Origin of the sequence: Brucella gallinifaecis, assembly GCF_006476605.1 — a bacterium.
GTDB classification, from domain to species: Bacteria; Pseudomonadota; Alphaproteobacteria; order Rhizobiales; family Rhizobiaceae; genus Brucella; species Brucella gallinifaecis.
Genome location: NZ_ML636803.1, coordinates 13,810 through 36,439, shown reverse-complemented (window position 1 = coordinate 36,439; position 22,630 = coordinate 13,810). Strand labels below are relative to the sequence as shown.

The window sequence follows — 22,630 nt, the reverse complement described above, 5'->3', positions numbered from 1 at the left end:
TTTGTCGACTGTTTCAGCGGGGGTTTAAACAGAATGACACATAACAATAAAAAACCGGTAGGGTTTGGCTTTCCCGGTTTCAGTGAAGGAATAAGGGTTCAGGCATCTCTCGATAAACCGCATCATCTCGGCCATAGAGATCGGCTGCGCCTGCGTTTCAAGACAGCACCAGACTCACTTGCTGACTATGAATTGCTTGAACTTTTGTTGTTTCGGGTCGTTCCGCGAGCAGATACAAAACCACTTGCAAAATCCTTATTAAACCGCTTCGGAACAATCGCGGAAGTGCTGGGGGCACCCGTACAGCTCTTAGGTGAAATACCCGGCATTGGCCCATCCATTGCGATGGAACTAAAAATCGTTGAAGCCATTTCCCAACGCGCAGCACGCAGTACCGTGATGGAGCGTGAGCTGTTGGGATCCTGGAACAAAGTTATTGCTTACTGCAAAGCAGCAATGGCTTATGAAACGCGGGAACAGTTCCGTGTTCTTTTCCTTGATAAGAAAAATCGCCTGATTGCCGATGAAGTTCAGCAACAGGGAACGGTCGACCACACTCCGGTCTATCCTCGTGAAGTTGTGCGTCGCGCACTGGAACTTTCAGCAACCGCCATCATTCTCGTGCACAACCACCCATCGGGCGACCCTACCCCTTCCCGCGCCGACATCGACATGACCAAGCTTTTGATTGATGCCGCCAAAGCATTGAATATCTCAATCCATGATCACATCATCATCGGCAAACACGGCCATGTCAGTATGCGCGGCTCAAGATTGATCTGAAACACGGATTCATCCTTCATTAAATATATAAACAAAAAACACCCTCCTCATGGAGGGAAACTCTAATTTTCTTAAATTTGGACAGAATCACTGGCGATAACACGTGCAGAATGAAGACAATCAAAATTGGTTCTTCAAAAGAAATCAGCATGATTCCTGTCGCGTATTTGACAGGAATACTGGAGTAAAAATGTTGAAGCCTTCCTACATCGCCATAGCACTTGGTGCCACGCTCATTGCATTTGCTGGCCATTCATATGCCGCTGATATGATGGACAATAATGACTATACCTACAATGAACCTGTTGCCTCTGGCCCACATGACTGGTCCGGCAATTATATTGGTGGTCAGATCGGCGCTTCCTCATCAAAGTTTCCAAGCCCGTTCACCAGCCGCACCGGTTTTCTCGGTGGAGCAGTCATTGGCAAAAACATGCAAAGCGGCAATATTGTTTTCGGGGGAGAACTGGAAGGAAACTTTGCTGAAGCTGAACACCGCATAGGTAATGGCGGCAGATTGCAGCAATCATGGAATGCCAATGCCAAGGGCAAAGTAGGCTATGCGCTTGATAAAACCCTTATTTATGGCACTGCGGGATATGGTATAGCAAAGTTCAAATCAAAAGGCGCAACGACATCAGCTCCTGGCTGGGAAGGTGGCGCACTGATCGGTGCCGGCGTTGAGCAAGCCCTTACCGGCCCGCTGTCCGTAAAGGCTGAATATGACTTCCAGCGCTTCAATAACGTCAAGTCAGACGTGAATGGTGTTAGACAGTCCAATAACCTTAAGAATCATTCAATTAAAGCAGGTGTGAACTACCGTTTCTGATCATTTTTCGGGCCGGGTTATTCCGACTGCGCATCAAGACATGCAACTTTTGCATGAAGGGCTGCACTCACGGTGTAGCCCTTTGTTTTTACACTATTTTATGCGTGCTAAATGAGAAGTAACGCAGCAGAGAGCTTGACTCCACATGCCTGCGACTTCTTATATATCAAGGGTTCGGGTGGGGCGTTCGAAATCTGCAACGAGTGAATAATGTTGTGTTGCGTTGCCTCCTTCGCCTGCCCGGAACCAGTTTCAATTGAACGGCAAGCTTAACTCCGTCGTTCGGCTAGGAATGAAATATGCAGCGCGTTTTCGACGGACATAATGATGTCCTTTTGCGTCTTTGGGAAACCCAGCGTAAAGGCGGCGATCCCATCAAAGAATTCATAGACGGAACGAACAACGGTCATATAGACCTGCCGCGTTCGCTTAAAGGGGGGCTTGCTGGCGGTATTTGCGCTATCTATGTTCCATCGGGCGAACATATCGAATTGGGTAAACCTGACGAAAACGGCCATTATAAAACACCGCTTTCTCCGCCACTGGAACGTAGCCCTTCCCTTGATATTGCTCTTGAATTTGCATCTCTCGCCTTGCGGCTTGAAGAAGCTGGCGGCTGGAAGCTTTGCCGCAATGGTAAAGAACTTGATGCAACCATCGAAAGCGACACATTCGCTGCTGTTCTGCATATGGAAGGTTGCGAGGCCATTGATACTGACCTTGCTGCGCTGGACGTATTTTATGCCGCAGGGCTGCGCTCGCTCGGCCCGGTCTGGAGCCGCAACAATATTTTTGCGCATGGTGTTCCATTTGCCTATCCGATGAGCCCTGATACAGGTCCGGGTCTGACCGAAGCCGGGCAACGTCTGGTAAAGGAATGCAACCGCAAAGGCATCCTGATCGACCTCGCTCACATCAACGAAAAAGGTTTCTGGGATGTGGCAAAACTCAGTGATCAGCCATTGATTGCCAGCCATTCAAACGCTCATGCCCTGACGCCCGTTGCCCGCAACCTGACAGATCGTCAGATGGATGCGATCCGCGAAAGCAAAGGTCTTGCCGGCCTCAATTATGCAACCACAATGCTACGTTTTGATGGCATGGAGAATGCCCAGACGCCATTGTCCGACATGGTCCGCCATATCGACTATATGGTCGAACGCATGGGCATTGATTGCGTCGCTCTTGGCTCCGATTATGATGGAGCGACCATTCCATCCGAAATTGGTGACGCCGCAGGCACACAAAATCTCGTCGCAGTCCTGCGCAAGGCAGGCTATGATGATGGTGAACTTGCCAAGCTTTGTCGCGGCAACTGGATACGCGTTTTAAAACAGGCATGGCACGAAGCAGCTTGAACAAACACACTAAAAAAAACAGACAGATATAATTATAGAAAGGGAACTAAAATGAAACATTTCGGACGTTTTCGCCTTCTTACGGCTGGTGCCGCCTTGGCCGTCATTATAGCCGCGAACCCGGCATTTTCAGCAACACCCGCCGACACGCTGGTGCAAGCCTGGGCAATTGATGACACGATCACGCTTGATCCGGCGGAATCCTTTGAACTTACGCCAGCAGAATTCATCGGCAACACCTATGACATGCTTGTTCGCCTTGACATTAATGACACCTCGAAAGTGGTGCCGGGTGCTGCTGAAAGCTGGACCATTTCGGATGACGGCCTCACCTATACATTCAAGATGAAGCCGGGCATAAAATTTGCTTCAGACAATCCACTGACTGCAAAAGACGTGGCCTACACCTTCGAACGTGCGGTCCGTCTCGATAAAAGCCCGGCTTTCATTCTGACCCAGTTTGGCCTTAATGGCGATAACGTGATTGAAAATGCCAAGGCTGTGGATGACACGACTTTCGTTCTGAAAGTGGACAAGCCTTATGCACCAAGCTTCGTGCTCAACTGCCTGACGGCCACCATTGGCGCAATTGTGGACCAGAAGCTGCTTGAAGAACATTCAGTCAAGGTAACGCCGACTGATGAATATAAATACGACACAGATTACGGTGCAGCATGGCTGAAGACCGGCTATGCCGGTTCCGGCCCGTTCAAAATTCGCGACTGGCGAGCCAATGAAGTTGTCGTTCTCGAACGCAACGATAATTATTACGGCGAAAAAGCCAAACTCGCTCGCGTTTTCTACCGCCACGTCAAGGAAAGCGCCACCCAGCGCCTGATGCTCGAATCGGGTGACGTCGATGTTGCACGCAATCTGGAACCCGGTGATCTGGAAGCCATACAGAAAAACAAGGATCTGGCAGTTGCCAGCGCTCCTAAAGGCACGGTTTATTATATAAGCCTCAACCAGAAAAACCCGAATCTTGCTAAGCCTGAAGTGCGTGAAGCTTTCAAATATCTCGTTGATTATGATGCAATCGGTTCAACCCTGATCAAGGGCATCGGCGATATCCGCCAGACCTATCAGGCAAAGGGTGTTCTCGGCGCTCTCGATGCAGCTCCTTATAAGCTTGATGTCGAAAAAGCCAAGGAACTGCTGGAAAAAGCTGACCTGAAAGACGGCCTGTCAGTTACTTTTGACGTACGAAACACACAACCAGTCACAGGTATTGCTGAATCCTTCCAGCAGTCTGCGGCCAAGGCTGGTATTAAAATCGACATCATTCCGGGTGATGGCAAGCAAACGCTCACCAAATATCGTGCCCGTAACCATGATCTCTATATCGGTCAATGGGGCATGGATTACTGGGATCCAAACTCCAATGCCGAAGCCTTCACATCAAACCCGGACAATGGTGATGATGCATCCGTCAAGACACTCGCATGGCGTAATGCATGGGATATTCCTGAGCTGACAAAGCAGACACAGGCAGCATTGCTTGAACGTGACAATGACAAGCGTGCAGAAGAATACAGGAAGCTTCAGCAGGAAGCCCTTGATACCAGCCCATTTGTCATGCTGTTCCAGCAGATCGAAGTGGCAGGCCTTAACGGCGACGTAAAAGGTTACAAGCTCGGGCCGACTTTCGATTCGAACTTCCTCACACCAGTCAGCAAAGACTGACCTGAAGAACGGCCAGACAATTGAATACAATAACAACTGTTAAGAAAAAGAGGAGCGTCCGGCGACGCTCCTCTTCCATCGCATTGGCCATTGCCAGTTTTCTGGCGATCGTCATCACCACCTATCTTGGCCTTCTGGCCGTCACCTTCTTCATTGGCCGCGTTGTGCCGATTGATCCAGTTCTGGCCATTGTCGGCGACCGCGCCCCCGCGCATGTGGTTGAACGTGTACGTCAGGAAATGGGATTTAATCTGCCTTATTACCAGCAGTTCTTCCTTTATGTGAAAGGTGTTCTGCAAGGCGATTTCGGCACATCGGTCCTCACAACAAATCCTGTCATGACCGATATTCGCCGCGTATTCCCTGCAACGATGGAACTTGCAACCATTGGCACAATCATTGGTGCATTATTCGGCATCCCGCTTGGTGTTCTTGCCGCAGTCAAACGCGGCAGCATCATCGACCAGATTGTTCGTGTGATTGGGCTTGTTGGCTATTCCGTTCCAATTTTCTGGCTCGGTATGCTGGCGCTTCTGGTGTTTTATGCGCGTCTTGGCTGGACTGCCGGCCCGGGGCGGATCGACATTATGTTTGAATATACCTTCACACCAATCACCGGCTTTTACCTGATTGATGCGATTATCCAGCGCGACTGGGAAGCGCTACACAACATCGTCTCGCATCTAGTTTTGCCGTCTGCACTGCTTGGTTACTTCAGTCTCGCCTATATCAGCCGCATGACCCGTTCTTTCATGCTCAATGAGCTTGAGCAGGAATATATCGTGGCAGCGCGTGCAAAAGGCATTTCAGAAACCCGCATCATCTGGGGGCATGCGCTTCGCAATGCCGCCGTACCACTGGTAACTGTGATTGCGCTTTCTTATGCAGGCTTGCTAGAAGGCTCGGTTCTGACAGAAACGATCTTCTCATGGCCGGGTCTTGGCCTTTACATTACCAACTCGCTGCAAAATGCTGACATGAATGCCGTTCTTGGTGGTACAATTATCATCGGCTCGGTCTTTATTGCGCTCAACCTCGTATCCGATCTTCTCTATCGGCTTCTCGACCCAAGGACGCGCACACGATGAGCCAAATAACAGAAACATCCAATCTTTCATGGCGCGAATGGCTGCTCACCGAGCGCCCTCAATCACGCATGCAGGCACGTCTGGGTCGTTCTTATATGATCTGGCGCCGCTTCACCGCCAATAAGCTCGCTGTATTTGGCCTGCTTATCATCATTGCACTGCTGCTTGTTGCAGCTTTTGCGCCTTTGCTGGCACCGCATTCGCCTTATACAGGTGATCTCGCCAATGCCCGCCTGTTGCCTCCGGGCACACCCGGTCACTGGCTTGGCACCGATGATCAGGGCCGCGATATTCTTTCGCGTCTGATCTATGGTTCGCGACTGACACTCTATGTCGTTTTGCTGGTTGCCATTATCGCAGCACCGATTGGCCTTCTGGTCGGAACGGTTGCGGGTTATGCGGGTGGCTGGGTCGATGCGGTTCTGATGCGTATCACCGATATCTTCCTTGCTTTCCCGAAACTCATTCTGGCACTTGCCTTTGTCGCCGCCCTGGGACCGGGCATCGAAAACGCCATCATCGCCATCGCGATCACATCGTGGCCGCCTTATGCACGTATTGCACGCGCTGAAACCCTGACCATCCGCAATTCGGATTATATTTCTGCTGTACGACTGATGGGCGCTTCGCCGTTCCGCATTGTCCTGCGTCATGTCATGCCGCTTTGCACATCGTCGCTGATCGTGCGTGTAACGCTCGATATGGCCGGTATTATTTTAACGGCAGCAGGTCTTGGCTTTCTTGGTCTTGGCGCACAGCCACCATTACCGGAATGGGGAGCAATGATCGCATCAGGCCGCCGTTTCATTCTGGACCAATGGTGGGTTGCGGCAATGCCGGGTATCGCAATTCTGATTGTCAGCCTTGGCTTCAACTTCCTGGGCGATGGTTTGCGTGATGCACTTGATCCGCGGGGAAGCAACCAATGAAGCCACTTCTGACAGTTGAAGACCTGCGTGTCACCTTTCCAACGCGCACAGGTGCCATTGAAGCCGTTCGGGGCGTAAGCTTTACGCTTGGCCGTGAACGACTTGGTATTGTGGGTGAATCCGGCTCCGGCAAGTCGCAGACCGGACGCGCCATCATGGGGCTTACCCCACCACACGCAAAGATCACCGCCAAGAAACTGGAATTTGACGGTATCGACCTTCTCAAAACTTCAGCTCGCGAACGTCGCGCCTTACGTGGCGGGCGCATTGCAATGGTGTTGCAGGACCCGAAATATTCGCTCAATCCTGTCATGACCATCGGCAAGCAGATCGCAGAAACGCTGAAAGCCCACGGCAAATTTTCGAGAGCAGAAATACGCGCCCGTTCAATTGCCATGCTGCAGGCCGTGCAAATCCGTGATCCTGAACGTGTGATGAAACTCTATCCGCATGAAGTTTCTGGCGGTATGGGACAGCGTGTCATGATCGCGATGATGCTTGTCGCAGAACCAGAAATGCTTATTGCCGACGAACCAACTTCGGCACTTGACGTGACAGTGCAGCTCGAAGTGCTTGGCATTCTCGATAAGCTGGTTGCAGAACGCGGCATGGGGCTGATCTTCGTCAGCCACGATCTGCGTCTCGTCTCCTCTTTCTGTGACCGCGTGATTGTCATGTATGCAGGCAAAATCGTTGAAGAAATTGCCGCAAATGATCTTGCAAATGCAAAACACCCTTATACGCAGGGACTGCTGAACTGCATGCCGAAACTGGGAAGCGAACGTCACCCGCTTCCGACCTTGCAGCGTGAGGAGGCATGGCGTCTATGAGCACTGTACCAGCTCTCAGCGTCGATAAGATCGACGTATATTTTAATGAATTCCACGCGCTCAAATCAGTGAGCATTAAAGTGGCGCGTGGAGAATCCTATGGTCTGGTCGGTGAATCCGGCTCCGGCAAATCTACCCTTTTGCGGGCAGTAGCGGGCCTCGCCCCCGTTGAGGACGGCGAAATCAGGATCGACGGAAAAATACTCAGAACACCGCGTGACAAAGCATTCTATCGCAATGTTCAGATGGTGTTTCAGGATCCTTATGGCTCGCTGCATCCGCGCCAGACAGTCGATCGGCTGTTGCTTGAACCACTTGCCGTTCATGGCATCGGTGATACAGAACAGCGCATTGTCCGTGCTCTTGATGAAGTGGGGCTGGGTTCAGGGTTTCGCTTCCGCTATCCGCACCAGCTTTCTGGTGGTCAGCGTCAGCGTATCGCGATTGCGCGCGCTCTCATCATTGAGCCAAGCATTCTGCTTCTAGATGAACCAACCTCAGCACTCGATGCCTCCGTACAGGCCGAAGTGCTCAACCTGCTGGAACAGGTACGTCGGGATCGCCAATTGACCTTTGTCATGGTCAGTCATGATCTTGGCGTTGTCACCCATATGTGTGAACGTCTGGCCGTGATGCGAAATGGTGAAGTGGTTGAACAGCTTGAAGCCGGTGATCTTGTCAGCGGTCAAATATCAGCCGACTACACGAAAAACCTGATGGCTGCCAGCGAAGGCTTCCGCAGATAACCAAATAAAAGGGGACCTCAAAAGGTCCCCTTTTTCAATCATCCGACCCGCGACGGGCATTATCCCCGTCCTTGCCGCGCCGCCAATAGGCAACGATAAGCTGTTTGTCCTTGGGCACGTTACGTTCCTTGCGCATATAGGTGCGGATCGTACGAAATGCATTGAATTCGCAACCTGCCCAAACAAAGATTTTTTCTTCACTATCCGGTAAATCCACGGCACGAACAGCATCCTGCAAAAGCGTCGTCGTCCCAGCTTCTTCACCATTACGATGCAACCATTGCAGATCGACATCTGCTTTAGATTGAATAAGCTGTTCTTCAGCCGCACTGTCGATCTCCACCCGGACAACGGCTTTCGCGCCTTGCGGAAGACGCTCCAGAATGCGCCCTATGGCTGGCAATGCTGTTTCATCACCAGCCAGCAAATACCAATTTGCATCATGAGCTGCATCGCCGCCACCCGGCCCAGTCATACCGACAATATCACCCGCCTTCACGCTCATTGCCCAGCCAGAACCCGGCGCATCACAATCGTCGCCATGGACAACCATATCGATATCAACCCAGCCGGCATCCACATCTATCCGGCGGATTGTGTAAACACGCGCCACAATTTGCGCCTCACCTTCCGGCCATATCGGGCGACCATCTTCCCCCATGATCGGCCATTGAGGTTTCGCAAGTGTTGGCGGCGCAAAAAGAAGCCTGATATGCAGACCATGTTGCGAAAAACGCTGTAAATTTTCGCCCTGCAAACGCACCCGGCGCATATGGGGCGTTACGTTGGAAACCGATACAACTTTCATTTCACGGAAATACGGCAGCAACTCACCGGCTGCACCATCACCCACCCAGCTTATTTTTGGCGGGGTTTTATTCTTATCAAAAAACTCCAGAAGATGTGAAGCAATTGACAGCTTCATATAGGCCAGTCCGGTATCGTCATCGCTGCGCACATCGACATTAATAGCCTCGCCATCCCAGCGCACATCTGCCTGACCGAAACTCAGAACCAGCTTTGCCCTGTTTTCCTCCCGTTCGACATCGCAATGTTCATCAAAATGATCCAGCAACTGATTAGCTATGCGATCAGGGCTGTCGACTTCAATACGGGCGTTGGCGTTCAGGCTCAGTTCGGACATGCCTGTCTCCTCATAAGAATAGCGGTCAAGCCTTAGCCGAACATAACATGATAATTCAAGTCATCATTTTTCTTTGATGCCGCAATATATCGTGACAGGCAGTGCCTGACGCCATGCATCGAACGAACCAAGCGCCCCGGCCTGTGCTACCTGTAATCTTGTCAGATCACCGCCATTATTCTGTCGCCAGTTAAAAAGTTGCATTTCGCTTTGCAGTGTCACAGCATTGGCAACCAGACGACCACCCGGTTTCAACGCCGCCCAGCAAGCTTCAATCACCCCTTCATCGCTCACGCCGCCACCGATAAAAATTGCATCAGGTGCTTCAAGCCCCTTTATCGCTTCCGGGGCATAGCCTTTCACAAGCTGCAAACCCGGCACACCCAGCGCATGCGCATTGCGTTCGATAATATCCTGCCGTGTTTGATGAGCCTCGATAGCAATCGTCCGACAAGAAGGATGTATGCGCATCCATTCAATGCCGATCGAACCGCAGCCTGCCCCCACATCCCATAAAAGCTCATGCGGCAAAGGCTGTAATCGTGACATTGTTACCGCGCGTATGTCGCGCTTGGTCAATTGGCCGTCATTTTCAAAAGCCTGATCCGGCAAGCCGCTAACGGGTGAAAAAACAACAGCATCTGATGCAGCAATAGATTCAACCGCAAGCACATTGAGATCGGCACATTTTTCATGCGCCCACCCCTCCGCACTACCGCTGATAGATTTTTCTTGCGGCCCACCAAGATGCTCAAGCACCGTCAGCCGGCTTTGGCCAAAGTTCATGGCTTTCAGAAATGCTGCAACCTTGGCAGGTGTCGTTCCATCATTGCTAAGCACAAGAATTTTCTCACCCGGCAAAATATGTGGTGCAAGCAATTCAAACGGGCGCCCATGCAGGCTGACCATACGCACCTCTTGCAACGGCCACGCCATCCGGCTTGCAGCGAGCGACAAAGATGATGGAGACGGAATAATATGCATATCCTTTGATGAGAAATGACGGCTCAGCGACGCTCCCACACCAAAGAACATCGGATCACCACTTGCCAGCACCACAACCTGCCTGCCGCGTTGTGCCTCGATCCTTGGAAATGCATTATCAAAAGGTGTCGGCCACGAAATCTGCTCGGCCTTGAAGTCTGTATTGAGAAACTTCAAATGCCGCTTGCCGCCGAAAATTACATCTGCATTGAAGAGAGCGTCGCGGGCATTTTTGCCAAGTCCCGCCAGTCCATCCTCACCAATACCAATAATTGTCAGCCAGCAGCTCATGGCATTGCTCCTTTTCTTCGTTCCTATGTTGACACAGTAGCAAGTGCAAGCATGAAGGCGTATAAGAAAGCCATGTTAAGCCAGCAAATCAGCCATACAAAAGCAATCAGAGCAGACCGGCGCAATGCCTGTCCGGGTCTGTCACGCATGGTGATGAGCAAAGATGGTGCAATTGCCCGCATCAAATTAAAGCTGGGCCGCCTTAGCATTACGCAGGCTCAAGCCATTGCAGATATTGCAGAACAGTTTGAGACCGGCGCTATTGAATTATCGATTCGGTCCAATATTCAACTTCGCGGCATTCATCCCGATGTCTGGGGCAACGTCATTAACGCCCTTCATAAAGCAGGCTTGGGTGCAGAAAATGCAGCCGCCGACGATGTTCGTAATGTCATGGTCAGTCCGACGGTTGGTATCGATCATGGCCAGATCAGCGATATAACTGATCTGGCAACCAGCTTGCTTTCCATTTTACAAAAAACCGAAACCTATCATGCACTGTCACCCAAATTCTCGTTTCAAATTGACGGGGGTGAAGATTGCGCAATGATTTCCCATCCCGGTGACATATGGCTCTCGGCAATTAAAGGAGGTAATGCCTATGCTTTTGGGCTGGCTTCTTCGCCAGACAAACAGGCGCTTGGCGTAATTTCTGACCAGCATGCGCTGCCCTTTATCGAAGCATTGCTGCAACATTTCCTTTCTGTTGCCCCGGCTGGCGTTAGCCGTATGAAGCACCTCTTTGAGATAATGCCGGTTGAAGAATTCCTGCAAACACTTCCTTTTGCATTTGATGCGCCTTCAAACTGGCAGCGCAGACCACCCATTGCTCATGCGCATCTTGGCTTGCATAAACAGATCGATGGTCATTTTTATGTCGGGGCCATGCCGCTGCTGGGACGCCTGACACCGCAACAATTACATGAACTGGCAGGACTGGCGAGACAGGCAAAACACGCATTACACCTCACACCATGGCAAGGCATTCTGATACCGCATATTAAGGAAACCGAATGCCATGACGTTATAAGCCAGCTGCATGATCTTGGGTTCGCCACCCAGCCAGACACACCTCACGCCCGGCTTCGAGCCTGTTCGGGTTCCCAAGGCTGTGCCTCTGCCCTCGCAGACACTCAGGCAGATGGTGAAAAACTTGCCCGGCACTTACAAGCTGACACCACGCAAATTCATATCACCGGATGCGACAAATCCTGTGCCGCACTTTCTCCTTTGCCCTATACTCTTCTTGCCCACTCTCCCAATAAATACGACCTGTTTTCGCAAGACAAGGCTGGACCATCACGCTTTGGGCGGCTATTGGCCTCAAATATCACCTGTGATCAAGCAGCCATGCTTTTGAACAAACCCAATCAATAAGAACGGACATCATGACAGATTACATCCGCGATGGGCAGGCCATTTATGACCGTTCTTTCGCCATTATCCGTGCTGAGGCCGATCTCAGCCACATTCCGGCGGATATTGAAAAGCTCGCTGTGCGCGTGGCTCATGCATCCGGCATGGTCGATATTGTTAAAGATCTTGCTTTCTCAAAAGGTGCCGGACAGGCTGGACGCAATGCATTGCTCAATGGCGCACCGATCCTCTGCGATGCACGGATGGTTGCAGAAGGCATCACCCGTTCACGTCTGCCAGCCAATAATGAAGTTATCTGCACGTTAAATGATCCATCAGTGCCGGAACTGGCAAAGAAAATCGGCAACACACGCTCCGCTGCTGCTCTTGATCTCTGGCTCCCCTATCTTGAAGGCAGCATCATTGCCATCGGCAACGCACCAACGGCTCTGTTTCGCTTGCTCGAAATGCTGGACAATGGTGCTCCGAAACCGGCTCTTATCATCGGTATGCCGGTTGGTTTTGTGGGTGCAGCCGAATCCAAGGACGAACTGGCAGAAAACAGCCGGGATGTGCCTTTTGTCATCATACGCGGACGCCGCGGCGGCAGCGCCATGACTGCCGCAGCCGTTAATGCACTTGCTTCGGAGCGCGAATAATGGCCCCGAAAGGCAAGCTCTATGGTCTGGGCGTTGGTCCCGGCGACCCTGAACTCATCACACTCAAAGCGCTTCGTTTACTCAAATCTGCGCCGGTTGTGGCCTATCATGCAGCCAAGGGCAAAAAAGGCAATGCACTGACAATTGTTGAGACCTATCTGTCCTCAGAACAGACATTGGTCCCGCTCATCTATCCGGTAACGACAGAAAAACTGCCAGAACATATGGATTATGAGCAAATTGTCAGCGATTTCTATGTCGAGATTACCACGACGATTGCAAGCCATCTCGATGCAGGTCACGATGTGGCCGTGATCGCGGAAGGTGATCCATTCTTCTATGGCTCATTCATGTATATCCATGACCGGCTGGCCGATAAATATGAAACGGAAGTCGTGCCGGGGGTTTGCTCTGTTCTGGGCGCTGCGGCAGTGCTTGGTGCGCCCTTGGTCTATCGCAACCAAACCCTGTCGATCCTTTCTGGCGTCATGAGTACAAAAGAACTGAAAACCCGCCTTGCAGTCACCGAAGCCGCAGCCATTATGAAACTGGGCAAAAATCTCGACAAGGTGCGTGATGTGCTAAACGAGCTTGGGCTGATGGATCGTGCACTTTATATCGAACGCGCAACCATGCAAAACCAGCGTATCGCGCCCTTAAGTGAGGTCAGCGGTAGCGATTGCCCTTATTTCTCGATCATTCTGGTACCGGGCAGCAAGTGGAATGGTGCATGAAGCCTGCGATTCTGATTTTAAGCGAAGCTGCAATCTCAACAGCACGCAAGGTGCAATCAGCACTCGGTAATGCAGAAATACTGGGACTGGAAAACCGTGTTCAAAATGCAGACAAAAGCTATGCAAATTTTGGCGACACGATCCGCGCGGTTTATGAAGAAGGCCGACCTATCATCGCTTTGTGCGCATCCGGCATCATCATTCGCGCCCTTGCCCCCCTTCTTCAAAACAAACGCATAGAACCGCCAGTTCTCGCAGTCGCAGAAGATGGCAGTGCCATCGTACCATTGCTTGGCGGACTATCGGGCGTCAATGATCTGGCGCGGATAATTGCTCATGCACTGGAAGTCGCACCTGCCATCACCACAACTGGTGAGTTGCGCTTTGGTATCAACCTGCTGCATCCGCCTAAAGAACTGACACTCGCCAATCCCGCAGCCGCGAAGACTTTCATGTCCGACCTGCTTGCAGGACAAAAGCTGCGCATCAATGGCAGTTCTCGCTGGCTCTCAGCATCAAAACTCCCATTTGCCGATGATGGACAACTGACAATCAGCATCACAGCTGAAAACCGTATGCCGCAAGCCAATGAGCTGATCTATCACCCACGAACAATTGCCATTGCCATCACACGGCCAAGAGAGAATCTGACAAGCCTGATCGAACAGGCTCTTGATGATGCGAACCTCTCGAAAGACGCGCTTGCATTGCTTCTTGCTCATGAGAGTGATTGCGCATCACCACATATCCAAAAGGCTGCACAGTCACTCAATGTACCCTTGCGCTTTGTTGCAGGCATTGACGATTTGGCTGCGGCATCCATCGAAGTCCCTGTCCAGCACATAGTGACTGAAAACCTGATACTGGCAGTTGCCCCAACACCAGCCGATGTTCTTTTTATTGGCCACAAGCGCGGCAGGCTAAGCGTTGTTGGCCTTGGTCCCGGCTCACGTGATCTCATGACGCCAGCCGTTCAGCGTGATCTGGAACAGGCTGAAGACGTGCTCGGCTATGAAACCTATGTGCGTATGGCAGGCCCATTCCGCGACGACCAGATCATCCATATGACCGACAACCGCGAAGAGATGCAGCGTGCGCGTCATGCATTTGAACTTGCAGCCTCCGGCCGCAATGTGGTGATGGTATCGTCCGGTGATCCGGGTGTCTTTGCCATGGCTGCAGCCATTGTCGAAGCACTGCATGAATCATCTGACACTTCATGGCATGGAGTTGAGCTCATCATCCAGCCGGGAATTTCAGCGGCAATGGCAGCGGCTTCACGCATCGGCGCACCACTTGGGCACGATTTCTGCATCATCTCGCTTTCAGACAATCTCAAGCCATGGGATATGATCGAAAAACGTCTGGCGCTGGCAGCACAGGCTGATCTTGCGATGGCACTCTATAACCCGATATCCAAGGCCCGGCCCCATCAGCTTGGTCGTGCGCTCGAAATTCTCCGGAAATATCGTGATGCGAAAACGCCGGTCGTGCTTGGCCGAGATATTGGCAGGCCTGCTGAAACTACAAGGGTTGTTTCGCTCGGACAACTGACGCCTGATGATGTCGACATGCGTACTGTTGTGATCATCGGTTCATCGCACACTGTTCGCTTTCCACGGGCATCAGGCAACGAGTGGGTTTATACACCTCGCTGGTATGATAAAAAGCCCGATAAATAAAAAGCAAAAAGGCAGGAAGTTTCCTGCCTTTTTCATATGTTATGATGATTTATTCAATTACTTTTTTGCTGATTTCTTAGGTGCTGATGCAGCCTTGGCAGCCGCAGCTTCCGCAGCAGCCTGGTCAGCACTTTTTGGTGAAGTATCGACAACCGAGCGCACCGAACCATTTGCAGAAACCTGACAGACTGCAGTGCGCAAATCAACCTTCAGATCAACATTGGTGGAGCCGCCGGCGCCCGGGCGCGAATTAACAGCACTAATAACCCGTTCAGGCAGGAAATATTTGTTGGCAGCAGCAGTAATACAAGGTTGAGCTAAAGATGAATCCACGGTCGATGTTGGAATAAAGCGTGGAAAAGATATGCTGGAAGCAGCAACAGGCGCTTCAGACTTGCCCGGAACTGTCGCATTCTGTGTCGTTGTTGTACAAGCCGCAGCCAATGGAGCCAGCATGGCAATAACAAACAAACGGGCTCCGTTGCGAGTGCATCCGTACATGATCAACCTCTTATGATCTACTGATTGGGTAAAACTTTAACCGAGATAACTATTCGCTTTTGAAAAATTGTCGAGTGGCAGGAAGGACACATTGCCGGTTTTTCGTTAAGCATCCCCAACGTCGTCATCATTGTTTCGTGAATATCCAGTTCAACATCTCGCGCCAATCACTCATTCTGATCGGCGTTCCATGATTACCGCTTTCAAAACGACGAAACTGAACCGGGTAGCCGGGTGAACGTTTGCGGATTTCGCGATAAAAACCTTCCTGCTTATCGATTGCAAAAACCGGATCGCGACTACCGTGACTGAAGAAGACAGGCACACGCTTTTTGAATGCCGGTGAATTGAAAAACCCCTCATCCCATAAAGAACCCAGCAAAATCATACCGGCAAGCTGGTTGCCTGCCTTTTCATTGGAAGCAATACGCCAGCAAAGTGCCCCACCCTGCGATCCACATGCCAGAACAAGCGGTGCAGATGGTGACATTGCCTTCGCAGCCTCAATAAGCCCGGCAATCTGCGCTTCACCTTTTGCCGCAAAATCCTTGAAGTCCGGCGTCAGATAAAGCCCGCCATTGCGTGCCGCCAGATTTTTTACCCGATTGAAATTACCGCCAAAGGTAAAATCATTCACACCTTGCAAGCGATTGCCACCGCGCCCATGCAGGTAAATGACAATAAATGAAGCATCCTTCTGTTTGCCGACTGCCATGGTCCTTACCGGACCTGTGGATGTCTGAAACACGACATCCTTCTGGTAAGCACGTGCTTTTAGCGAGACATAGGCGTCTTTAACACGCTTTTCCGGCACGGCATCCCGGCCATTGATATCACGCATTTCATTGTAATCAATGACTTTGTAATCACCCTTGTCAGCGCTGCTCAATACAGATGGATAAGCAAAATAATCATCTTTGAATGGAGGAAGTGATCCTTGGGCAAAGGCGGATAACACTGTCAGCAATAACAGAGTTGAAACGATAACACCGCGCCTGATCATTCTCCCTCCCGCAAATAAATTCAGAGTTCCAGTTTGTGATAACGGCGATTGAGATAAATCAGCGCGTCTTCATCGGCATTGAACCGCAATCCAACGACTTCTCCAAACAGCACATAATGCGTGGAGTGATCCTGCACACTGATTACGCGGCAATCAAAAATTGCCAATGCATTTTTAAGCACCGGCGCACCCGTTGCAATCACATCCCATTCTGCAAGCTCAAAACGCTCATCCTGTGTCATGCCCAACCGACCGGAAAATGCATCGGCTAATTGTTCATGCACTCCGGCAAGCGTATTGACTGCAAAAACACCATTCTCAATGAAAAGCTGGTTTTCTGCATGCGACTTCTGCAAACAGATCAGCACAGTCGGAGGATTATCAGAAACCGAACAGGAAGCGGTCAGTGTAAGACCACGACGACCGGCCAAACCAGCAGTTGTAACCAGCTGAACCGCACCAGCATAATGGCTCATCGCATCGCGATAAGTCTTTGACTCGACAGAAACTGCATTGAGGGTGGTATTTTTTTGCATTTGCACGTAGCCAGGCATCCGTATTGACTTGTCAAGGCTTGCGCAGACAGACCTCCGCTTACCTGTATCCACCTACGGCATTGCACAAAGGCGAGGAAACCGCTACCCACTTTTCGTTGAATTAGTCATGAAATGTTTGAAGAAGACCGCCTCTGTGATCACACCAAAGCAGTTTCCTGAAAAATATAGAGCCCTCATCCAAAAACGACTTTATGGATGCAGCCGCTTAAGACTGCTTCTGATCTCGTTATCAGCTGGCACTATGCTTTGTATGAGCGCACAGGCGCAGGACAATATAACCGATATCCGCATCGGTTTTGCTGCACCATTAAGCGGCATCTTCGCCCCTCTTGGCAATCAGCTTCGTGATGGGGCAAATGTGGCAGCAGCGAAGGCCAATGTAAAACTTGTCATTGCAGATGACCGATGTGATGCGACAGGCGGCAAACAGGCAGCCGAAAATTTTGTTCAGGCGAAAGTGCAGATAGCCACCGGTTTTCTATGCTCCGAAGCACTTGAAGCGGCTCTGCCTCTGCTAACTCAAAACAATATACCTGTTATCACCACTGGCGTTAGTGAACCGACCCTGACTGAAAAGCGCGCATCATCAACAATGCCGGTGTTTCGCCTGACTACTTCGATTGAAAAGGAAACACGAGCGACAGGCAGTTTTCTTGGCAGCCTGTGGCGTGCACAACCCTTTGCAATTATTGATGACGGCACCATTGAAGGCCGTGAACGTGCAGCCCAGGTTCTCAACAACCTCAAAGATCAGCAATTACAGCCAGTCTTTACAGACACCTACCGTCCCGGAATAGAAAATCAGAATGCACTTGTTTCCCGCCTGAGACGCGCTGGTGCAACCCATGTTTATGTCGGCGGAGAACGCGATGATATTGCAGCCATTGGTGCGAGTGCTCAAGCGCTTGAATATCCGCTGACAATAGCAGGTGGCAGCCAGTTGAATGCTGCACCGGGCACACAGAAGTTAATAGACGGAACACTGATGATTGCTCCGATCAAGGCGCAGGATCTGCCTACGGCAAAGCCTGCTATAGAGGCTATCGACAAGGCTGGCATCATAGCAGAATCCTATGCAGTCATGGGCTTTGCCACGGTCGAACTGGCTGTCGCGGCAATCAGCAAATCACAAGAACAGCAACAGCCCCTTATCGAAATATTGCGAAATACTTCATTTGAAACGGCAATCGGCACATTGAAATTTGATGCAAATGGCGATCGCACAGACAATCCGAACCGTCTGCAACGCTATGATGGGACTGCTTTCAAACCAGCCGAAGGATAAGCCCGATAAGGCTTGCCACAATAACCAGTCCTGTCATCACGCTCATCATTGACCAGAACAGCGATAGGGCGGCGTCAATATCAGCCGCATCTGCGTCGCGCTTGCCCTCACCATAAAACAGTGGTGCTTCAACTTTTTCAGCCCCATACTGACGCGGTCCGGCCAGTGCGAGTTCAAGCGCTCCTGCAAAGGCCGATTCCGGCCAGCCAGCATTGGGTGAACGATGCAGCCGCGCATCGCGCCACATCACCATAAACGTTCTTTTGCCAGCGTGTTTATTGATCGTATAAACAGCAGCCAATGCAGTCAGCAATCCGGTCAATCGTGCCGGAATATAATTTACTATATCATCAAGCTTCGCTGCAAAACGCCCAAAATGACGATAGCGGTCATTCAAATGGCCGATCATCGAGTCGGCAGTATTGATGAGCTTATAGGCAAACAGTCCCGGCAAGCCGCCGACAAGAAACCAGAACACAGGCGCAACAATACCATCAGATGCATTCTCGGACAGGCTTTCAATCGCCGCACGACTGACGCCGCTTTCATCCAGCTGCTCCGGGTTACGCCCGACAATCATTGAAACAGCCTTGCGCCCACCCTCGATACCATTATCGCGCAAACCCTTTGCTACCGCCTGCACATGATCAGCAAGGCTTTTCTGTGCCAGAAAAACTGCAACAATAACAATTTCAACCAGTGCGCCCGCCGTACCGAGACAGGGCAGCAAATAGTCTAACGCCAACCCCACGATAATGCAGGAAATCACAAGCCCAATGATCAGCCACATACCATTGCTGCGCAACGCCTTGGTAGAAAGATTGTGATCATTGAGGCGTTTTTCACCCCGGCTGATTGCCTTGCCGAACAAAACGACCGGATGCGGGACTTTCTGCCAGAGCTGTGGCGGATCTCCCGCCACACGATCCAGAACAAGCGCTAAAGCAAGAATAATAAGCTTTATTTCCATAGGCTTGATACGCTTTCCTGAATCACTTTTGCAAATGGAGAATATCCTGCAATGCCTGTTCCAAACGTTTAAGACCAGCCTGATCAGGCGCCAGTCCGATGCGCAACCAGTTTGGTGCATAGGCAAATTTTCGGACAAGAATATGCCGTTCGCATAGTCCATCGTAAATTGAATGCGCATTGTCGTGGCTTATCAGCGAAAACAGCGCCGTGCCTCCAACTTCGATAAGCTGGCAATGTGTGAGCGACTTGGCAAGTTCTGCCCGCCTTGTGTTTATGCGACTACGAAAGGCTTCAAGCTCACGTGTATTTTCAAAAGCATGGAGCGCAATGGCCAATGTTGGCCCAGCCACAGCCCATGGCCCGAGCCTGTCTGTAACGCGCTGCACAAACTCATCATTTGCAAGCAAGAATCCAAGCCGCACACCTGCAAGACCAAAAAACTTGCCAAAAGATTTGAGCACAATAAGCGGCTCATTCGCAGCATGACTTGCAATACTTACTTCGGGAGACGGATCAGCAAAAGCTTCATCCACAATCAAAAAGCCACCGCGCTTGCCAAGCTTTCGTGCAAGTTCCAACAAATCATGCCGCGCAACAATCCGTCCATCCGGGTTGTTCGGATTAACGATTGTCACCACCCGCACATCCTCCGGGATATCGTCAAGCGTCGCACACTCAACCACGTTCCAGCTTGCCGCTCTGAAAGCTGCCGCATGTTCCTGATAAGTCGGCCCTAAAACGGCAACCGTCGAAGGTTCAAGCAGCCTTGGAATAAGCTGAATAAGCGCCTGTGTTCCGGAGCTGGCAACGATTGGCGCATTTTGACCTGTCCCATAATAGGAACGCGCCGCAGCCAAAACCTGTTGCAGCAGTCCTTCATCCGGCAAGCGGTTCCACAAGTACGCTGGCAATTCTGGCAGTGGAAAATGTTCAGGATTGATGCCCGTTGAAAGATCCAGCCAGTCTTGCGCCTTACCGCCAAAACGCGCAATGGCCTTATCCAGCGCTCCGCCATGCTCAATAATCATTTACAGGCATTCTCTCCAGAAAAATCAATCACATGCATGAAAGAGCCAGCAACTGAACCAACGCGCAGACCTGCTTCTCCTAAGGTCTCACCCAAGGCATCGTTAACCCGAAACAGCCGCTCGGCCTTCCCTTCACATATAATGCTTGCATAGTGAAACTCATGCGCCAATAGCGGCACCTGCCATGGCGAGCCCGGCAATGGTTGCAGTTTGCGATAACCAAGGTGCATTTTGCGTTTTGCAAAGCTCGTCTGTAACGGAAGCAGCCCCAGCATAGGATATGTGAGCGATTGCGCATCTTCCAGTGTTTCACCCAGCACCATATAGCCGCCACACTCGCCATAAATGTGAACGCCACGATCAGCGGCACGCCTCATAGATTGCTGAAAGTTTTTGGAAGCTACCAGTTTTCCGGCATAAAGCTCTGGGTAGCCTCCAGGCAGATAAACAGCATCAGCATTTTCATCTGGTGCTTCATCTGCTAACGGCGAGAAGAACGAAAGCTCAGCGCCACGCCTTCTCCATCCTGCAAGCAAATGCGCATAGGCAAAAGAAAAAGCATCATCTCGCGCAACTGCGATCCGGTTTCCCAAGGGCGCCAGACGCTGAACATTTGCCATGGCCTCGTGGTGTTTTGGTTGCGACCAGATATGCTCTAATGCGCTTAAATCAATACGCGCATCAATAACATCTGCTGCATGTTCAAGGAAACGTTCCAGATCAGCATGTTCACCCGCCTGAACAAGACCCAGATGTCTTGAGGGCAGAACCAGCGCTTCATCGCGTGCAATAGCGCCAAGTACCGCCACACCAAGCGGCTTGATCGCATCGCGCAGCATGGTCTCATGTCTGCCGCTACCAACCCGGTTAAGGATAACACCGGCAATCAGCACATTTTTGCGAAACTGACTGAAACCTGAAATGAGTGCAGCGACAGAGTGGGACTGTCGGGCGCAATCAACCACCAGCACGACTGGCAGATCAAGAGATTGCGCGAGATCAGCAGACGAGCCTTTCCCATCAAGCGCTCCGTCAAAAAGCCCCATCATAGCTTCGACAACCAACAGCTTGTTGCCTTCTGTCATGCGCGATGAAATGGCACTGATCAGCTCTGGCCGCATCGCCCATGGATCAAGATTAAAACAATCTGCACCGCTCGCAGCCTTATGATAGGCGGGATCAATATAATCAGGACCGGCTTTTACAGGCGCAAGCGCCTTGCCACGCCGTTTAAGCGCACGCAACAGCCCAAGCGTTAAAGTCGTCTTTCCCGCCCCGGAGGCAGGTGCAGCAATCATAAAGCCATTCATGCGCTCTTCTCCTTGCCAAGATGAAGCGGATCACTTGTCAGCCTTCGTCCCTGAGACGCACCAAGCCAGTCAAGCCCGGATCGCAGCTTGACAACCTCGCCCACAACCACAATCGCAGGAGGCTGAAGACCTGATGCTTCAACATCAGCCGCAGCCCTCGACAATGTTGTCTCCAGAACCACCTGTTCCGGCAAGCTGGCATTACAGACAAAAGCCACCGGCTCTTCCGGCGAGCGTCCTGCCACCATCAGTCGTTCTGTGATAAGGTCGATATGCTTCATCGCCATATACATCACGATAACCGGAGAGGACTGCGCAATGCCCTCCCAGTTAATACGGTCCGGCATCAGCCCCGTTGCATCATGGCCCGTGAGAAACGTGACCGATTGATTGATATCGCGATGCGTCGCCGCAATTCCTGCATAGGCAAGCCCGCCAATACCGGCTGTAATGCCCGGCACAATGCGAAACGGCACACCATGTTCAACCAGCGTCAGCGCTTCCTCGGCTCCTCGCCCGAAGACAAATGGATCGCCTCCTTTAAGCCGCAGAACCTTTTTGCCTTCTTTAGCAAGCTCGACCAGACGCAGCGAAATATCGCGCTGCTTCGGCGATGGCTTGCCACCACGCTTACCGGCATATTCAAGTATAGCTGTAGCATTTCTCAACGACAGGCAGGATTCATCAACCAGCGCATCATAGACAATCACATCGGCTTGACCTAAGGCATTCGCGGCATGAAGCGTCAGCAAACCCGGATCGCCGGGACCGGCGCCCACCAACCAGACATGCCCCGACTCTATCGCAGGCAAAGCTATCCTGTCAGTGTCATATAGAGTAATGTTCGGTTGATTATTTTCAGTCATTTTGCAATGTGT

At 51.3% G+C, this 22,630-nt stretch carries 22 protein-coding genes; 13 read left to right on the top strand and 9 right to left on the bottom strand.

What is annotated here, in order from left to right:
* Window positions 1–33: 33 nt before the first annotated feature.
* The 8 genes from radC to FHY56_RS06680 all read left to right on the top strand — a co-directional run bounded on the left by radC (window position 34) and on the right by FHY56_RS06680 (window position 8,246).
* Window positions 34–783 (top strand): RadC family protein, encoded by a 750-nt coding sequence (radC, locus tag FHY56_RS06715; RefSeq protein ID WP_140904421.1) that lies wholly within the window; start codon window positions 34–36, stop codon window positions 781–783.
* Window positions 784–973: 190 nt separating this feature from the next.
* Window positions 974–1,612: an outer membrane protein gene (locus tag FHY56_RS06710; protein WP_140904420.1), complete on the top strand. Its 639-nt coding sequence runs from the start codon at window positions 974–976 to the stop codon at window positions 1,610–1,612.
* 299 nt (window positions 1,613–1,911) lie between these two features.
* On the top strand, window positions 1,912–2,970 hold the full coding sequence (locus FHY56_RS06705; RefSeq protein ID WP_140904419.1) for a dipeptidase: 1,059 nt from the start codon (window positions 1,912–1,914) through the stop codon (window positions 2,968–2,970).
* A gap of 51 nt (window positions 2,971–3,021) precedes the next feature.
* Window positions 3,022–4,653, top strand: a complete 1,632-nt coding sequence (locus FHY56_RS06700) for an ABC transporter substrate-binding protein (RefSeq protein ID WP_140904418.1) — start codon at window positions 3,022–3,024, stop codon at window positions 4,651–4,653.
* Window positions 4,654–4,673: 20 nt separating this feature from the next.
* Entirely contained in the window at window positions 4,674–5,741 is a 1,068-nt protein-coding gene (locus FHY56_RS06695) for an ABC transporter permease (RefSeq protein ID WP_168927594.1), read from the top strand.
* Window positions 5,738–6,670 carry a nickel transporter permease gene (gene nikC / locus FHY56_RS06690; protein ID WP_140904417.1) on the top strand — a complete coding sequence of 311 codons (933 nt, stop codon included), beginning with the start codon at window positions 5,738–5,740 and terminating at the stop codon, window positions 6,668–6,670. The genes FHY56_RS06695 and nikC overlap by 4 nt, the downstream gene beginning before the upstream one ends.
* Window positions 6,667–7,500, top strand: coding sequence for an ABC transporter ATP-binding protein (locus FHY56_RS06685; protein WP_140904416.1), 834 nt, complete (start codon window positions 6,667–6,669; stop codon window positions 7,498–7,500). The genes nikC and FHY56_RS06685 overlap by 4 nt, the downstream gene beginning before the upstream one ends.
* Window positions 7,497–8,246 carry an ABC transporter ATP-binding protein gene (locus FHY56_RS06680; protein WP_140904415.1) on the top strand — a complete coding sequence of 250 codons (750 nt, stop codon included), beginning with the start codon at window positions 7,497–7,499 and terminating at the stop codon, window positions 8,244–8,246. Before FHY56_RS06685 ends, FHY56_RS06680 begins: the two co-directional genes overlap by 4 nt.
* A gap of 34 nt (window positions 8,247–8,280) precedes the next feature.
* On the opposite strand, the gene FHY56_RS06675 is transcribed toward FHY56_RS06680, so the two are convergent.
* Entirely contained in the window at window positions 8,281–9,390 is a 1,110-nt protein-coding gene (locus tag FHY56_RS06675; RefSeq protein WP_140904414.1) for a siderophore-interacting protein, read from the bottom strand.
* A gap of 63 nt (window positions 9,391–9,453) precedes the next feature.
* Window positions 9,454–10,665, bottom strand: a complete 1,212-nt coding sequence (cbiE, locus tag FHY56_RS06670) for a precorrin-6y C5,15-methyltransferase (decarboxylating) subunit CbiE (RefSeq protein WP_140904413.1) — start codon at window positions 10,663–10,665, stop codon at window positions 9,454–9,456.
* 72 nt (window positions 10,666–10,737) lie between these two features.
* Here cbiE and cobG point away from each other — a divergent pair, with 72 nt between their 5' ends.
* From cobG to cobJ, 4 genes are read left to right on the top strand one after another with little or no spacing between them, the layout of a single operon-like run.
* Window positions 10,738–12,042 carry a precorrin-3B synthase gene (gene cobG / locus FHY56_RS06665; RefSeq protein WP_140904412.1) on the top strand — a complete coding sequence of 435 codons (1,305 nt, stop codon included), beginning with the start codon at window positions 10,738–10,740 and terminating at the stop codon, window positions 12,040–12,042.
* Window positions 12,043–12,053: 11 nt separating this feature from the next.
* Complete coding sequence (locus tag FHY56_RS06660) at window positions 12,054–12,680, top strand: precorrin-8X methylmutase (protein WP_140904411.1); 627 nt, start codon at window positions 12,054–12,056, stop codon at window positions 12,678–12,680.
* The gene (locus FHY56_RS06655; RefSeq protein WP_140904410.1) at window positions 12,680–13,414 is read left to right on the top strand and encodes a precorrin-2 C(20)-methyltransferase; all 735 of its coding nucleotides are present in this window, start codon (window positions 12,680–12,682) and stop codon (window positions 13,412–13,414) included. The genes FHY56_RS06660 and FHY56_RS06655 overlap by 1 nt, the downstream gene beginning before the upstream one ends.
* Window positions 13,411–15,096: a precorrin-3B C(17)-methyltransferase gene (cobJ, locus tag FHY56_RS06650; protein ID WP_140904409.1), complete on the top strand. Its 1,686-nt coding sequence runs from the start codon at window positions 13,411–13,413 to the stop codon at window positions 15,094–15,096. The genes FHY56_RS06655 and cobJ overlap by 4 nt, the downstream gene beginning before the upstream one ends.
* A gap of 57 nt (window positions 15,097–15,153) precedes the next feature.
* Here the strand turns inward: cobJ and FHY56_RS06645 are convergent, their stop codons facing one another.
* The 3 genes from FHY56_RS06645 to FHY56_RS06635 all read right to left on the bottom strand — a co-directional run bounded on the left by FHY56_RS06645 (window position 15,154) and on the right by FHY56_RS06635 (window position 17,136).
* Window positions 15,154–15,597, bottom strand: a complete 444-nt coding sequence (locus FHY56_RS06645) for a hypothetical protein (RefSeq protein WP_140904408.1) — start codon at window positions 15,595–15,597, stop codon at window positions 15,154–15,156.
* Between the two features lie 127 nt (window positions 15,598–15,724).
* Window positions 15,725–16,600, bottom strand: coding sequence for an alpha/beta hydrolase (locus FHY56_RS06640; protein ID WP_140904407.1), 876 nt, complete (start codon window positions 16,598–16,600; stop codon window positions 15,725–15,727).
* A gap of 20 nt (window positions 16,601–16,620) precedes the next feature.
* Window positions 16,621–17,136 carry a flavin reductase gene (locus FHY56_RS06635; RefSeq protein ID WP_140904406.1) on the bottom strand — a complete coding sequence of 172 codons (516 nt, stop codon included), beginning with the start codon at window positions 17,134–17,136 and terminating at the stop codon, window positions 16,621–16,623.
* A gap of 262 nt (window positions 17,137–17,398) precedes the next feature.
* Here FHY56_RS06635 and FHY56_RS06630 point away from each other — a divergent pair, with 262 nt between their 5' ends.
* A complete protein-coding gene (locus FHY56_RS06630; protein WP_235889443.1) occupies window positions 17,399–18,442 on the top strand; it encodes a branched-chain amino acid ABC transporter substrate-binding protein in 1,044 nt (347 codons plus the stop codon).
* On the opposite strand, the gene cbiB is transcribed toward FHY56_RS06630, so the two are convergent.
* Genes cbiB through cobA form a run of 4 tightly spaced genes read right to left on the bottom strand, consistent with a single transcriptional unit; the run spans window position 18,423 to window position 22,618 of the window.
* Window positions 18,423–19,412 (bottom strand): adenosylcobinamide-phosphate synthase CbiB, encoded by a 990-nt coding sequence (cbiB, locus tag FHY56_RS06625; RefSeq protein ID WP_140904404.1) that lies wholly within the window; start codon window positions 19,410–19,412, stop codon window positions 18,423–18,425. The genes FHY56_RS06630 and cbiB overlap by 20 nt on opposite strands.
* 22 nt (window positions 19,413–19,434) lie before the next feature.
* Complete coding sequence (cobD, locus tag FHY56_RS06620; protein WP_140904403.1) at window positions 19,435–20,442, bottom strand: threonine-phosphate decarboxylase CobD; 1,008 nt, start codon at window positions 20,440–20,442, stop codon at window positions 19,435–19,437.
* Window positions 20,439–21,752 (bottom strand): cobyrinate a,c-diamide synthase, encoded by a 1,314-nt coding sequence (locus FHY56_RS06615; protein WP_140904402.1) that lies wholly within the window; start codon window positions 21,750–21,752, stop codon window positions 20,439–20,441. Before FHY56_RS06615 ends, cobD begins: the two co-directional genes overlap by 4 nt.
* The gene (cobA, locus tag FHY56_RS06610; RefSeq protein ID WP_140904401.1) at window positions 21,749–22,618 is read right to left on the bottom strand and encodes a uroporphyrinogen-III C-methyltransferase; all 870 of its coding nucleotides are present in this window, start codon (window positions 22,616–22,618) and stop codon (window positions 21,749–21,751) included. Before cobA ends, FHY56_RS06615 begins: the two co-directional genes overlap by 4 nt.
* Window positions 22,619–22,630: the final 12 nt, after the last annotated feature.

Bases quoted from the DNA above. Each gene is read 5' to 3' on its own strand.
- radC (WP_140904421.1), top strand. From the start codon at position 34: ATGACACATAACAATAAAAAACCGGTAGGGTTTGGCTTTCCCGGTTTC.
- FHY56_RS06710 (WP_140904420.1), top strand. From the start codon at position 974: ATGTTGAAGCCTTCCTACATCGCCATAGCACTTGGTGCCACGCTCATT.
- FHY56_RS06705 (WP_140904419.1), top strand. From the start codon at position 1,912: ATGCAGCGCGTTTTCGACGGACATAATGATGTCCTTTTGCGTCTTTGG.
- FHY56_RS06700 (WP_140904418.1), top strand. From the start codon at position 3,022: ATGAAACATTTCGGACGTTTTCGCCTTCTTACGGCTGGTGCCGCCTTG.
- nikC (WP_140904417.1), top strand. From the start codon at position 5,738: ATGAGCCAAATAACAGAAACATCCAATCTTTCATGGCGCGAATGGCTG.
- FHY56_RS06685 (WP_140904416.1), top strand. From the start codon at position 6,667: ATGAAGCCACTTCTGACAGTTGAAGACCTGCGTGTCACCTTTCCAACG.
- FHY56_RS06680 (WP_140904415.1), top strand. From the start codon at position 7,497: ATGAGCACTGTACCAGCTCTCAGCGTCGATAAGATCGACGTATATTTT.
- FHY56_RS06675 (WP_140904414.1), bottom strand. From the start codon at position 9,390: ATGTCCGAACTGAGCCTGAACGCCAACGCCCGTATTGAAGTCGACAGC.
- cbiE (WP_140904413.1), bottom strand. From the start codon at position 10,665: ATGAGCTGCTGGCTGACAATTATTGGTATTGGTGAGGATGGACTGGCG.
- cobG (WP_140904412.1), top strand. From the start codon at position 10,738: ATGTTAAGCCAGCAAATCAGCCATACAAAAGCAATCAGAGCAGACCGG.
- FHY56_RS06660 (WP_140904411.1), top strand. From the start codon at position 12,054: ATGACAGATTACATCCGCGATGGGCAGGCCATTTATGACCGTTCTTTC.
- FHY56_RS06655 (WP_140904410.1), top strand. From the start codon at position 12,680: ATGGCCCCGAAAGGCAAGCTCTATGGTCTGGGCGTTGGTCCCGGCGAC.
- cobJ (WP_140904409.1), top strand. From the start codon at position 13,411: ATGAAGCCTGCGATTCTGATTTTAAGCGAAGCTGCAATCTCAACAGCA.
- FHY56_RS06645 (WP_140904408.1), bottom strand. From the start codon at position 15,597: ATGTACGGATGCACTCGCAACGGAGCCCGTTTGTTTGTTATTGCCATG.
- FHY56_RS06640 (WP_140904407.1), bottom strand. From the start codon at position 16,600: ATGATCAGGCGCGGTGTTATCGTTTCAACTCTGTTATTGCTGACAGTG.
- FHY56_RS06635 (WP_140904406.1), bottom strand. From the start codon at position 17,136: ATGCAAAAAAATACCACCCTCAATGCAGTTTCTGTCGAGTCAAAGACT.
- FHY56_RS06630 (WP_235889443.1), top strand. From the start codon at position 17,399: ATGCTTTGTATGAGCGCACAGGCGCAGGACAATATAACCGATATCCGC.
- cbiB (WP_140904404.1), bottom strand. From the start codon at position 19,412: ATGGAAATAAAGCTTATTATTCTTGCTTTAGCGCTTGTTCTGGATCGT.
- cobD (WP_140904403.1), bottom strand. From the start codon at position 20,442: ATGATTATTGAGCATGGCGGAGCGCTGGATAAGGCCATTGCGCGTTTT.
- FHY56_RS06615 (WP_140904402.1), bottom strand. From the start codon at position 21,752: ATGAATGGCTTTATGATTGCTGCACCTGCCTCCGGGGCGGGAAAGACG.
- cobA (WP_140904401.1), bottom strand. From the start codon at position 22,618: ATGACTGAAAATAATCAACCGAACATTACTCTATATGACACTGACAGG.